The 13075-nt window shown below is 60.9% G+C and carries 8 protein-coding genes; 4 read left to right on the forward strand and 4 right to left on the reverse strand.

Annotation, left to right across the window (positions count from 1 at the left end; translation table 11 throughout):
* Positions 1–34 precede the first annotated feature (34 nt).
* On the reverse strand, positions 35–946 hold the full coding sequence (locus tag C1M53_RS14715) for a glycosyltransferase family A protein (protein WP_129412919.1): 912 nt from the start codon (positions 944–946) through the stop codon (positions 35–37).
* Positions 947–1050: 104 nt separating this feature from the next.
* Positions 1051–1401 carry a VanZ family protein gene (locus tag C1M53_RS14720; protein WP_129412920.1) on the reverse strand — a complete coding sequence of 117 codons (351 nt, stop codon included), beginning with the start codon at positions 1399–1401 and terminating at the stop codon, positions 1051–1053.
* Positions 1402–1661: 260 nt separating this feature from the next.
* On the opposite strand from C1M53_RS14720, the gene C1M53_RS14725 reads away from it, so the two are divergent.
* Both C1M53_RS14725 and C1M53_RS14730 read left to right on the forward strand, forming a co-directional pair.
* The gene (locus tag C1M53_RS14725) at positions 1662–3683 is read left to right on the forward strand and encodes a GumC family protein (protein ID WP_129412921.1); all 2022 of its coding nucleotides are present in this window, start codon (positions 1662–1664) and stop codon (positions 3681–3683) included.
* A 16-nt stretch (positions 3684–3699) separates the two neighbouring features.
* Positions 3700–4998: a UDP-phosphate alpha N-acetylglucosaminyltransferase gene (locus tag C1M53_RS14730; protein WP_129412922.1), complete on the forward strand. Its 1299-nt coding sequence runs from the start codon at positions 3700–3702 to the stop codon at positions 4996–4998.
* A gap of 9 nt (positions 4999–5007) precedes the next feature.
* Here the strand turns inward: C1M53_RS14730 and C1M53_RS14735 are convergent, their stop codons facing one another.
* Together C1M53_RS14735 and C1M53_RS14740 are read right to left on the reverse strand one after the other, a co-directional pair.
* Entirely contained in the window at positions 5008–6066 is a 1059-nt protein-coding gene (locus C1M53_RS14735) for a glycoside hydrolase family 5 protein (protein WP_129412923.1), read from the reverse strand.
* Positions 6067–6075: 9 nt separating this feature from the next.
* Complete coding sequence (locus tag C1M53_RS14740) at positions 6076–7272, reverse strand: glycosyltransferase family 4 protein (protein ID WP_129412924.1); 1197 nt, start codon at positions 7270–7272, stop codon at positions 6076–6078.
* A gap of 690 nt (positions 7273–7962) precedes the next feature.
* Between C1M53_RS14740 and C1M53_RS14745 the strand changes: the two genes are divergently transcribed.
* Both C1M53_RS14745 and C1M53_RS14750 read left to right on the forward strand, forming a co-directional pair.
* Complete coding sequence (locus tag C1M53_RS14745; protein WP_129412925.1) at positions 7963–11724, forward strand: response regulator; 3762 nt, start codon at positions 7963–7965, stop codon at positions 11722–11724.
* 274 nt (positions 11725–11998) lie between these two features.
* Positions 11999–13036: a substrate-binding domain-containing protein gene (locus C1M53_RS14750; RefSeq protein WP_129412926.1), complete on the forward strand. Its 1038-nt coding sequence runs from the start codon at positions 11999–12001 to the stop codon at positions 13034–13036.
* Positions 13037–13075 lie beyond the last annotated feature (39 nt).

The following is a 13075-nucleotide window of genomic DNA, read 5'->3' on the forward strand; positions in this document are numbered from 1 at the left end:
TCTCAGCTTAAATGGAATGGGGTTTGCGTACACTTTACAAACCGCTTCGCGAAACCGGGGCGCCATGAGGCGAAATGGATGTTGGGGCAGTGCGCCAGCCGACCCAGCGGCCGGCGAAGATGTTCCAGGAGCGGCGTGCCATGCCCGGCTTGCCGGCAAATGCGTAGACGACGACACCGGCCAAGGGGCGCAACAACCGCGGCAGATAGTCACCAAAGCCATAGCCGTGCTTGCGCATGACATAGCCGAGGCCGGTAGAATAAAGTCGCATCCTGGCGACCGCGGCAGGCGTGGTCTGATCGGAGCGATCCTGCGGGTGGTGGCCGGTAAAAGCCGGATCGTACCATCCTTTTCGTCCGGCGGACAAAAGCCTCAGCACCAGATCCTGGATCTCATAAGCTCCCCACTGCGTACCGGAGCCAGGGCCAATGGCGACGTCGAAGCCGCCGGCGGCGGCGAAATCAGATCGTTTAACCACCAGCATCCACTCGATCAGTGTCGTCCAGACCGTGGCATGCTCGATCGGTTTGGCTTCCATAGCAAAATCGCCCATGATTGTTTCACCCAGCGCATTGGTGGCGCGGCCGCTGTAGAAGTCGGCGGGATGATCCTTCCTGAGGGCGTCCATGCGAGCGAGAAAGTCCTGCGGGTACCAGCAGTCGTCGTCTGGAAACATCAGCCACTGGCCTCGGGCCTGAGCAGCGCCAAGATTGCGCGCGCGGCAGACACCCTTCCTGTCGGTACGCAGGTGCAGGATGGACATCAGCCCGTCAAAGCCCGCCAGTACCGGGACCAGCCGATCGTCGGCATTTTGATCGACGATGATCACTTCGAAGTCGCGACGCTTCCCGGCCGCCAGGGAGCGCAGCAGTGCACTCAACTCGTGCGAACGGCCCAGCGTGGCAACGACCATCGAGGTCTCGATTTCCGGACCGTTCCGGGACATGCATGCCCTGTCTATGACGAGGTAGCGGGTGCGGGACTACGCCCGCGTCCAAATATCTTGGCTTCGACGCGTTAAATTGGCGTGAAACCAGCCTGGATCGGGCTTTATCGATTTTGCGTTGGAGAGCGACGCAGCAGCCTGCCAACCAGTGTGACCGCGGCGATGCCAATGAGCCCGGCTGCTGCTTTGACGACCATGTCTTCGATCCGCCCGTGGCGACCAGGATCGATCAACTGAAGCAATTCCAGCACCGCGGCGATGCCCACGACGAAGCCGGCGGTGCGTATCGTATGCCGCGGGAAGCTCAACGCCAGCGCACTGCCCAGCAGCATGTAAGCCAGGGCTCGCTCCAGATTGGCATCGCCGAGATGCGGTCTCAATCCGATCGGTGAGAGGGTGGCGAAGACGATCAAAGCCAGAAGGAAGATCGAGGCAAGACGGGAAAGAAGAATCATCGCGGGTTACTAGTGTCGGATTCAGGCGGTTTAAAGCACGCTTTTTGTCGCTGCCCAAGGGATGCCGCCGGTCAACAGAATTTTACTGCAGGCTGGAAGCGAGAGGATTCAAACGAGCAATTTAGCGGTTTGTTAACCATAAATTGGAACATTCGCGATACGCCGATTTGCGCGCGACAGTTCGTTGCGTGAGGCAGAATGGGGGTTAGGTCGTGCCGCTTGCCCAGGCTCAGGCGTAACGGCTTTTATCTCGGGGCACCATGGACATAGATATCCTTCAACTGCCTGGGGTTCTCAGACGCCGGTGGCCCTATGTCGTGCTGGCGGTGCTGGTGTCCCTGGCGTTGGCGGTGGCCTTCCTCGCCACCCAGAAGGCCTACTATCGTTCTACCGTCGAAATCCTGCTGGATACCAGCCGCGACGCTGCAACGGGCGGCGCCGGCTCGAGCGAAGGACAGGTGAGCACGCAGCAGACTCTCGCCAGCCAGATCTACATCCTCCAGTCACGCGAGATATTGCGCAAGGTCGTAAGCAAGCTCGATCTAACCAGCGATTCCTATCTTGCCGCTGGCAATGGCGGGCTGTTGCAGTTCTTCGGTGGCGATACGTCGATGCCGACCGATCGTACGGACGCGGTTGTCGACGCATTGGCGAAGAACCTGACTGTGATTCAGGCCGGAGATTCGTTGGTGCTGTCCGTGACCGTGAAGCATCGCGACAGCGCAACGGCGGCCAAAATCGCGCAGGAGATAGCGGATATCTATCTGAACAGCTCGGACAATGCGCAGACCGACGCCGAACAGCGCGCCAGCACCGCACTGCAGCTGCAGGCGGAAACATTGCGGAAACGGCTATCGGATGCCCTGGCCGCGGCCGAAAAATTCCGAAGCGAGAATGGGTTGATTACAGCCGGGCAACAGGGCCTGGTGACAGATCAGCAGCTTGCCGGCATCAATCAGCAACTGCTTGCGGCGCGGCAGGCAGCCGAGCAGCAGAAGGCGATCGCGGACCAGGCCAGCCAGCTCAACATATCCAATGTCGAGACCGGCGCCGTCGCAGAGGCGTTGCAGTCGCCGACGCTCATCGACTTGCGCAGCCGCTATGCGCAGCTGCTGGACAAACAGGCGGAAGTCGCCACCAGCCTCGGTGCGGAGCACCCGCAAATGCGGGCCGTACGTTCGCAGATCGCCGCCATGCGCATCTCGATCGAAAACGAACTCGAGCGTATCCGCAAGACGGCGCAATCCAATGCCGATCGCGCGCGCGCCAATCTCAACTCCTTGCAGACGCGCTTCGACGCCCTGGCCGAGATGAGCAGCGAGAAGGGCGATGTCCGGATCAAGCTGGCGCAACTCGAGAATGAGGCAGCCTCGATCAATTCCGTCTATCAGTCCTTCCTGACCCGCTCGGAGGATCTGGTCAGTCGACAGAACATCGGCAAGGGCGCTTCGCGGATCATTTCACCGGCCATCGCATCGACGAAGCCGGTGCAGGCGCCGAAGAGCCTGGTGCTCATTGCAGCGCTGCTGTTCGGTACTGCAGCAGGATCGGTGCTCGCGGTGTTGCGCGATGCGATCAGTGGCGCCGTCCGTTCGGAACGGGAATTGGTGGCAACGACCGGTGCTCCGGTGCTGCGCACGGTCACGCGCCTTACGGACAGCGGCAGGATCGGTTGGCGTCAGCGATTGAGCCAGATATTCCAGCTGCGACGCGCGAGCGATCCGCCTGCCGAGATGAAGGGTCAGCAGATACCGGAAACGGGGCTCGCCAGGATCAACAATCTGACAGGGCTGCGACGCTCCGATGGACTGCCTACTGTCGTCGTCGTTGCTGCAGCCGATCCGACCGCAGTCAGCGAACACGTGGCCCCAGGGATTGCCCGCCAACTGCACAACCTGGGAGAGGAGGTCTATTTCTTCCATGGTGCACTCCGCACCGAAGCGAAGGCAAGGCCAACGGGGCACGGCGCGGATCATCATCCGCTGAAAGACGTGCTGGAATATGAGCACATCAGCGACGACCCGACGCGTTCGCCCGCATTGCTTTCATTGGCTGCAGAGCTTGAGCGCGTCTCCGGCGCGGCGCCTCCTTTCTTTGTGGTCGATGCTTGCGGCACCGAGGCACAGGAGCTGCTGCCAGTCCTGCTCAAATTTGCCGACGGCATCATCCTGCAGTCCGAAATCGGCTCAACCCACAAGAACGAACTGGCCCTGCTGATCAGCGAGATCGAGCCGTGGCGCGAGAAACTGGTTGGCAACATCGTCGTCGGGAGAGCGGCGTGAGCATCGGGGCGAGATCGTGACTGCAGTTTCCGCCGCCGCCCAAGGCTTCAACCGCTCCCGGTCGATCACAGCAGGATCGGTCGATGACACGATACCCGGGCTGATAAGGTTCCTGGCAATCGCTGCGCTTATCGCGGCGCTGGTGTTCAACTTCTTCCTCTGTTTTGTGAACACCAAGCTGATGGGCATTGCCGACGGCTATGTGATCCTGTCGGAGATGGTTATTGTCGGTACCGCCTTTGTCGTCGCATTGACCCGGCGCGCCCCAATCTACCTGCTGCTGGCAGCCTTCATCAGCTACATGCTGTTCATCTTCGCCCTGCGGGGCGGTGAACTCAATCTGAAATCCGTGCGCGACATCCTGATCCCGATCGCCTTCTATTTCGCCGGCATGCGCCTGCGCGATCCGAAACTGGGCGACAACCTTGTGCTGGTCTCGGGGGTTATCGTGGTCGCTGCCGGCCTTTTCGAATATCTCGCTGTCGATACCTACGTCTCCTACTTCAACATCGTCGGCTACTACATTGCCCGCGGTACGATAACGGCCGACCAGCTTTTCGGTGTGAAGGAAGGTCTGTTCGTCTCCGGCATGCGACCTGAGCCGCGTACCATCCTGCCTTTCCTCGGCCAGCATCGCGTTTCGTCGGTGTTCCTCGAGCCGGTGTCGATGGGCAACTTCGCGGTCATGATCTATGCCTGGGCACTCTATCGTGGCCGTGCCTTCAAGGGTTTCTGGCTGGCGTTGATCATGGCGCTCGTGGTGATCGCGCTGGCCGATGCCCGTTTCGGTCTCTACACCTGCGTGCTGATTACCGTGTTCTATCCATTCTACAATCTCCTGCCGCGGCTTGCCTGGGCTGTCCTCCCCTTCCTGCTGTTGGCGGTTCTGGCGGCCTATGGCATCGCAAGCGGCACCGACGGTGGTGCAAACGATCTGGTGGGCCGCTTCATGGTGACAGCCCATATCCTGACGCAGTTGTCGCCGGCGGTGGTGCTCGGCTCGGAACAGACCTCGCAGTTCACGGCGGATTCCGGTCTGGCCTACTCACTCACTGCCTTCGGAATCTTCGGCTTCGTGGTGCTTTGGGCAATCCTGGTGTTTGCACCGGCGGCCGAAGCGCGTGCCTGGCGATTCCATTGCATGGTGATGGTCTATCTGCTGCTGCTGATGCAGATCAGTGACTCGCTCTACTCGATCAAAACCGCGGCGCTGCTGTGGTTCCTGCTCGGAACGTCGAATGCCTGCAAGTCGTTCTTCGCGGACGAAACCTCGGCCAGGCCGACTGTGAAGCGACAACCAATGGCCGCGCGATAGGATTTCCTGTCAGCGTTTCTTTTCAAGCGCCGGGCAAGAACCCTTCGCAGCCGGGATCACTCCTGCCGCCTCCAGGGCCCGCAGCTGCGGACGATCGCCTGCCTTGGTCGGCTGGATGTTGAGGTCCTCGCTTTCCGGCCACCAGTCGCCACCCGCCCAGTAGGTCCAGCCTGTCCATGTGTCCGGATTCTTGCCAACGAAATCGGCCATGGCAGTGATGCCGTCCATGCAGGCCTTGTTGGCGGCGCCGCCAAACTCGCCGAGGAAACCGCGCTTGCCGTTCTTCTGCAGCCATCCGGTGACATCCTTGAGCGCCGTCAAAGCATCAGCTGCCCGCGAGCACGTTTCGTTCGTACCGGAGAAGTCGCTGTCGAGATACTGGTGGACTTCGTAGGCGTAGTTGTTTGCGGTATCTTCGATACCCAGCATGACCGCGCCATTGGCCCGCTCCGGGTCATCACTCAGCCAGCTGTGCGCGCCGGTCCAATTGGTGCCCGGCACCAGGATCAGGTTGTCGGCACGGGCCTGGCGTATGGCGGAAATGGCGGCGTTGGCAGCCGAAAGCCATTGCGTGGCAGCGACATCATATGGCTCGTTCATCAGGCCGAACTGCACGGCCGGATCGTTGCGGTATTCGCTGGCAAGGCGCTTCCACAAATCCGCGAAGGCGGCATTGGGCACGGCTTCCGAGCCGATCAGCTGGCCGCGATAGCGGGCGTAGTTGTGGACGTCGAGAATGACGGTCAGGCCGGCGCCCTTGAGCCTCGCGATCGCATCGGTGAGACGTGTGTGTTCGGCCTTGTCGAAGGCTTTGCCGAGGTGTGGCTGCAGATGTTCCCATCGGAAGGGCAGGCGCACGGCGTTGAAGCCCTTGCCGGCGAAATAGCTGATCGTGGCGTCGCTCGGGTAGATGTAGTCCTTGCCGTAGACGCCATCGGCATCCCCGAATTCGGCGCCGGCCAGGTTGATGCCTCTGAGGCAGCCGGCCGAGGCCGCATTCGATGCCAGGATCGTGGATGCAACCAGGGTGGCCACGGTTTTCCAGGAGCGGGAGCAGGAGCGAGCCATGTGGATGTCTTATCCTGCTTCCGGTGCGACCGCCATGGACGCAACTGGTGCGCGTGCCCCCAGGACCTCGCGATAGACGGCGAGGTAGCGTTCGGAAACGCGGTCCCAGGAGTAGCCGCCAGCTGCTTGCATGGCAGCGGTGCGGTAGGCCGCCGTGTCCCTTGCGAGTGTGTCGAATGCAGCTTCCACCCTTACGGCGGTGGCATCGCTGTCCGCGAAATCGCTTATGCAGATTTCGGCATGCTGCGAAGCCAGATCGCTATAGGCGGTGTTGGTGTTGAGCAACGGCATCAGTCCGGCGCTCAGAGCCTCGACGGCAACAAGGCCGAAGCCCTCATAGTCCGAAGCCGAAGCGAAGAGCGAGCAGTTGCCGAGTATGCCGCGGATTTCTTCGTTGGAAAGGCCGATATGCATGGTGACATGGCGGCCAAGGTTGCGTGCGGCGACCATGCTTTCGACGTCAGCCACGCTCTGATCGCCTGGCACGCCGACGATATCGAGATGCCAATCTTCGGATCTTGAAACCAGCGCCCGAATGGCATCGAGCAGATTGTCCAGCCGTTTGTTGATCGAAAACCGGCCAAGCGTGACGATACGGCGCATCGCCCGACGTGAACCCGCATCGGCGAATTTTCGTGTGTCGACACCGTTGTCGATCTGAATGACACGATTGCCGGCAATGGCCTGGAACGTTCGCGTATCCTGGGCGCTGCAGCCGATCAAGCGGCGATAGGCAAGCGCGGAGAGCCGCGTCGCGGTGTTGAACCACACGGTTTTCAAGCCAGCGTATTTTTCGGTGTGGAAGAAGCCGCCATGGGTGGTGGCAATCATCGGCTTGCCGTGAAGGAGACGTGTCCAGGCCAGTGCGTCGAAGAAGAAATCGATAGCGTGCACGTGAACGATATCGGCGTCGCCGATATGCCGGAAAACCTGGGCGGCCAGCGGGTAACGCGGGCTGCCGGAGAACGGAATCCGCACCACCTCGACTCCGTTGATGATTTGCCTGGGCGGCAAGGTCTCGTGAAGTGCGGTAAACCGCCGGTCGAGCGTCACGACGCGAACCCTGTAGCCCTGTTTCAGCAACTGGTCGGCGAGATTGGCGACGACTTCCTCGAGCCCGCCCCTGTTGGGCAGATATTGTCGCACCACCTGCACAGCGAGCGGCGCGCCAGGGTCAAAAGTGAGCTTGTCGGCTGTCAAAGACATAAAGTTCTCAAGCTGCGGCGGCAGGCCTTGGCATAACGGATATCACAAGGGGCGGTGAGAGGCTAAGGCCGGGATGATCGAAGCAAATGCGACAGCTGCGAAATTCACCGCGGAAGACGGCGAGCCTACGCCGATACACCACCGCCTATTTGCAAGTCACATGCACTCGGCCGTCAGACTGTCTTGCTTCACCGCAGGCAATTGGCGCAGACGCCTGGGAAGCTGGGGGCTGACCATTCAGCCGTGGGGCGGATGCCGTCCGGGCAGGCCGACGCTTGCGCTGAACTGCTGGTCTTTGCGGCGCAAGCGGTTCTGCCGTCGGGCCGACCGGGAAGACTTCGGTGCCGCTTTCGACGGGTGGGGTCTGCACGGAGGGGGCGTCGTGCAGCCAGGCACGACGCATGTCCATGGATGGGGGAATAACGACGGTTCCGTCATCGGTGCGCGCACAGCCGCCCGCCGCCATGGGCAGGCAGACGATCATCACCAGAGCATAGGGCCGCATCCGCATCATTTCGAGGATATCCATTACTCATATGGCGCATCCCCCGCAACCGCCTATCGGACAGAACAGGCTGGCACCTGGGTCGGTTCCGATTTGTTAAGGTTAATCGCCCATTAAACCTTCTCGGGCAGATTTGGCCGCCGGCTTGGGGAAGGCGGTGAGGCTTTTTGGGCGAGGGGGTGGCTATGACGGATGAGGCGATCGGAGCAGGCTTGTCTCCGGCGGCAAACGGACATGGCGCGGCCCGTCTGGCGACCATCGATGAGGCCTTTTCCCGCGAGACCGTTCACGAGTTGATCGAGGCCGACTCCGCCTGGCTATGGGAGACCGATGCGGACCTGCGGTTCTCGTGGCTTTCGGAAAGCTATCGCGCAGCGACAGGCAACGAACCGGGCACGGTCATCGGGCATTTCCGCTTCGATTTCCTGGATCAGGTGCAAAAAGGCAGCGAGAACGCGGCCGCTCATCTGGAGAATCTGCAGGCGCGCCGCCCGTTCAAGGATTTTCTCTATCAACCCAAGGACAGTGGTCCCGGGTTTCGCTGGATTTCGACATCGGGATCTCCGAAATTCGATGCCGATGGCCGTTTCACCGGCTATCGCGGTATCGCCCGCAACGTCACCGGCATGGTCGAGGCATTGGAGGATGTCAAAGGGCTGTCGAACCAGCATGTCCAGCCGCGCGAAGAGCACATCGACCACATGATGGCAGCGCTCAACGCGATGAGCGATGCGATATGCTACTACGACGCGGAAGACCGGCTTGTGCTCTACAACCATGCAATGCCGGCGATGTATAGCGGCATTGCCGACATCATCCAGAAGGGCATCACGTTTCGCGATATCATAGAGGTCGGGCTGGAGCGCGCTTTCTGGGACACGGAAAGCCAGGGCCGTGACGAATGGCGCGATGCCGTGCTGGACAAGCGGCGCAACGCGCAATCATCGTCGTCGATACTGCGTTTTGCTGATGGTCGCATCATCATGCATCGCGAAATGCATGGTGCTGAAGGCGGCACCATCTCGATCTGCACCGATGTCACCGAGTTCGAGGCGAAACGTTCCGAAGCGGCAGCGGCGGGCGAGCGTGGCCGTGAATTGCAGTCGGATCTGCAACGAACCATCGATTCCATGACCATGGGGGTCATCATCCTCGATGCCACGATGAACGCGGAGATCATCAATCGCGCGTTCTATGACATCTGGAAGGTCACGCCCGAGCAGGTCGCCGTCGGCTGCCCGTTCCGTGCACTGATGGACGTCAATCGCTACAACGGGGTCTACGACATCGCCGACGAGCATTGGGAGGACTATGTCGCCTCCCGTGTCGCCGAAATCAAAACCGGCGACGTCGCCCCACGCGAATTCCGCCGGGCAGACGGCCACACCATGATCTATTCGGTAACGAAACTGTCAGGCGGCAAGCGGCTGATCTCCTATGTCGACGTTTCGGAGGTGAAGAAACGTGAAGCCGAAGCAGAAGAAGCGCGCCGCTACCTGGCAAATGTGCTGGAGTCGCTTCCAGCCAGCGTGTTGATCTACGATCGCGACGATCGTTTCGTCTTCGCCAACAGGAAACTTCTGGATTCGATCCCTGTGCTGCAGCCTGCCTGGCAGGAGGGCAGGACGTTCCGTGACTCGTTGGAACTCGGCCACGCCAATGGCTGCTTCCGCCTCAGTGGCGACCCTGCCATCGACCAGCTTTACGATGTCGATCCCGATGCCTGGCTGAAAGCCATGCTGGTCCGTTGCCGGCAACGTTATTCGAGCTTCGAACGACAGAACCCCGACGGGCGCTGGTATCAGGCCTTCGACATGCGCGCGGAAGACGGCACCTTCATCGGTGTGCGCGTCGATATCTCCGACCTGAAGGATCGCGAACGGGCATTGCAGGAATCGATGAGCGAGAACGAGGTGTTCCGCTCGCTGATCGACAATGTTCCGGTGTCGATCTACGCCAAGCGCTCGGACCTCAGGCTGTTCTACGTGAACGAAGGCTGGTGCGAGCTTACCGGTGTGGCTCGTGAGGATGCGATCGGCAGGACGGATGTCGAAATCTTCGGCGAGGAAGGCCAGCCCTTCGTTGAAGGAGATCTGGCGGTTCTGCGCACCGGCAAGACCTACGAGGTCGAGGAAGAAGTCACCGCGGCCGATGGCTCGACGCGTCATCAGTTCGCACGCAAGGGTGCCATGATTGCGTCGGACGGGTCGCTTTATCTGATCGGATCGACCACCGACATCACCGACCTGAAGGAACGCGAGGTCGAGTTGAAGGAAGCTCGCCAGCGTGCCGTGCTGGCCGACCGCGCCAAGTCAGAGTTTCTCGCCAATATGAGCCATGAGATCCGCACGCCGATGAACGGTGTGCTCGGCATGGCTGAATTGCTCGCCAAGTCCGATCTCGACCCCAAGCAGAAGACGTTCACCGATATCATCGTGAAGTCGGGCAACGCGCTGCTCACGATCATCAACGACATCCTCGATTTCTCGAAAATCGATGCTGGCCAGCTGGTGCTCGACCCGGCACCGTTCAATCTGGCGGAAGCCATCGAGGATGTGGCCACGCTGGTTTCAACGAGGGCCAAGGAAAAAGATCTCGAGCTGATCGTACGCGTTCAACCTGGGCTGGACGGGTTGTTTGTGGGCGATGTCGGGCGCATCCGCCAGATCGTTACCAACCTGCTCGGTAACGCGGTGAAGTTCACCGACAATGGCCATGTCCTGGTCGATGTCACCGGTCAGAAGCTGCCGTCCGGTACGAAGCTGACGATCTCCGTCACCGATACGGGGATAGGCATTCCCCAGGAAAAACTCAGCCACGTCTTCGAGAAATTCAGTCAGGTCGATACGTCGTCGACGCGGCGGCACGAGGGAACCGGTCTTGGACTGGCGATCACGTCCCGGCTCGTGGAGCTGATGGACGGCGAAATCGGGGTTGAAAGCGCTGAAGGCAAAGGCTCGACCTTCTGGTTCACGGTAACATTGGCGAGCGCCGAGCAGGCCGAGAAACAACGCGTGTTGCCGATTGACGTGACTGGGGCGCGGGTGCTCGTTGTCGACGACAATGCGGTGAACCGTTCGATCCTGAGCGAGCAGATGGCATCGTGGTCGTTCGATTCCTGCGCGGCGGCGAGCGGACCGGAGGGGCTGAAGGTTCTGGCGGCTGCCGCAGCCTACGGCGTGCCGGTCGATTGCGTGGTGCTCGACTATCAGATGCCCGAGATGACCGGCGCAGAAGTTGCACGCGCGATCCGCAACACCGCGGGCCTTTCCAGCACACCCATTATCATGCTGACTTCGGTCGACCAGACGCTGTCCAACGCCAGCTATCGCGACCTCGGCATCGCCGCGCATCTCATCAAGCCGGCTCGCTCATCGATATTGCTGGAGGCATTGGTTTCGACGATCCAGAAACACAAGGGCGGATTGACCCCGCACCCGATGACGACCGATGTTCTCAAAACACAGGCCTCGGTCCCGCATTCGGGCACTGCCGAGACCTTGGCACAGGCCGCGCCGGTTGTGCCGCTGGTCGCGGCCGGCGCCGGCGCGCTCGACATTCTCGTTGCCGAAGACAATGAGGTGAACCAACTGGTCTTCACCCAGATCCTGGCCGATACCGGCTACAGTTTCGAGATCGTCGGCAATGGCCGGCTGGCGCTGGAGGCATCGGGCCGGCTGAAGCCACGGATGATCCTGATGGATGTCTCCATGCCGCAGATGAACGGCCTCGAGGCGACAGGCGAAATCCGCAAACGCGAAGCGCAGGACGGAACACATATCCCGATCGTTGGCGTGACCGCCCACGCGCTGAAGGGTGACCGGGAGCGTTGCCTCGAAGCCGGCATGGATGATTACCTGCCCAAACCGATCAGCCCGAAAGCCTTGCTTGAGAAGCTCGATCGCTGGCTTGGTGGCAAAAGCGCGGCCTATCGCAACGCCGGATAGAAAGCCGGCGTCACGATCACATCCAGTTTTGGAAATTTGCCAGAAAAGTTGTTTGCCGGCTCTCGTGAGTGCTCGAGCCCCGCAACCCGCTGATTAACAGCCAGAATCCAAGCTTTGCCCAAAGGCGACTCGGCGGCGCTTTGCCAGCCTGCGCAAGGCGCGTTACCGGGGTGACACGAAACTGTCATGTGACTGTAATAAACGGGCGCTATGGCCTCATCCGGCGCCGCAGGAAAGGCGTCTAGAGACCACCTTCCTAACAGGAGCAGGCCCAATGAAAAAAGCCATTCTTACCGCGTCGGCTGCTGCCTTCGCGCTCGCTGCATCGGCTGGCTATGCCGCCGCGCGCGACCAGATTCAGGTTGCCGGTTCGTCGACCGTGCTTCCTTACGCCAAGATTGTTGCCGAGCAGTTCGGCGAAACCTTCTCGAAGTTCAAGACCCCGGTGGTCGAGTCCGGCGGCTCGGGCGCTGGCATCAAGGAATTCTGCAAGGGCGTCGGCGAAAACACCATCGACATCGCCAACTCCTCGCGTCCGATCAAGAAGGACGAAGTGAAGTCCTGCCAGGACGCCGGCGTGAAGGACATCCAGGAAGTCAAGATCGGCTATGACGGCATCGTGTTCGCGACCGACGTCAAGGGTCCCGATTGGGCGCTGACCCCGGAAGACGTCTACAAGGCGCTCGCCGCCAAGGTCGTGGTCGACGGCAAGCTGGTCGAAAATCCGAACACCAAGTGGAACCAGGTCAATCCGAAGCTCCCGGACTGGGACATCGCTGCCTACATCCCGGGCGAAAAGCACGGCACCCGTGAAGTCTTCGAAGAGAAGCTGCTGATCGCCGGCTGCAAGAAGCTCGGCGGCGTCGAAGCCGGCAAGGCCGGTGGCCTCGACGACAAGGCCGCGGAAGCCGCCTGCAAGGCCGTGCGCAAGGATGGCAAGGCTGTCGACATCGACGGCGACTACACCGAGACGCTCGCTCGCATCGACAGCAACAAGACCGGCGTTGGCGTGTTCGGCCTCGCTTTCTACGAAAACAACGCCGACAAGCTGAAGGTTGCCACCGTTTCGGGCATCACCCCGTCGACCGAGACCATCGCCAAGGGCGAGTATCCGGTGTCGCGTCCGCTGTTCTTCTACGTGAAGAAGGCGCATCTCGGCGTCGTTCCGGGTCTGAAGGAATATGTCGACTTCTTCCTCGCCGACCAGATGGTTGGTCCGGAAGGCCCGCTCGCCGAATACGGCCTGGTTGCTGCTCCTGAGGCAGAACGCAAGGCCCAGCGCGAAGCCTTCGACGCCGGCAAGTCGCTGTAATCCTCCCAGGTGTCCGGGGTGCAGGTCTTGCCTGCGCCC

The sequence above is a fragment of the Mesorhizobium sp. Pch-S genome (assembly GCF_004136315.1).
GTDB lineage: Bacteria > Pseudomonadota > Alphaproteobacteria > Rhizobiales > Rhizobiaceae > Mesorhizobium.

Bases quoted from the DNA above. Each gene is read 5' to 3' on its own strand.
- C1M53_RS14725 (WP_129412921.1), top strand. From the start codon at position 1,662: ATGGACATAGATATCCTTCAACTGCCTGGGGTTCTCAGACGCCGGTGG.
- C1M53_RS14740 (WP_129412924.1), bottom strand. From the start codon at position 7,272: ATGTCTTTGACAGCCGACAAGCTCACTTTTGACCCTGGCGCGCCGCTC.
- C1M53_RS14720 (WP_129412920.1), bottom strand. From the start codon at position 1,401: ATGATTCTTCTTTCCCGTCTTGCCTCGATCTTCCTTCTGGCTTTGATC.
- C1M53_RS14735 (WP_129412923.1), bottom strand. From the start codon at position 6,066: ATGGCTCGCTCCTGCTCCCGCTCCTGGAAAACCGTGGCCACCCTGGTT.
- C1M53_RS14715 (WP_129412919.1), bottom strand. From the start codon at position 946: ATGTCCCGGAACGGTCCGGAAATCGAGACCTCGATGGTCGTTGCCACG.
- C1M53_RS14750 (WP_129412926.1), top strand. From the start codon at position 11,999: ATGAAAAAAGCCATTCTTACCGCGTCGGCTGCTGCCTTCGCGCTCGCT.
- C1M53_RS14745 (WP_129412925.1), top strand. From the start codon at position 7,963: ATGACGGATGAGGCGATCGGAGCAGGCTTGTCTCCGGCGGCAAACGGA.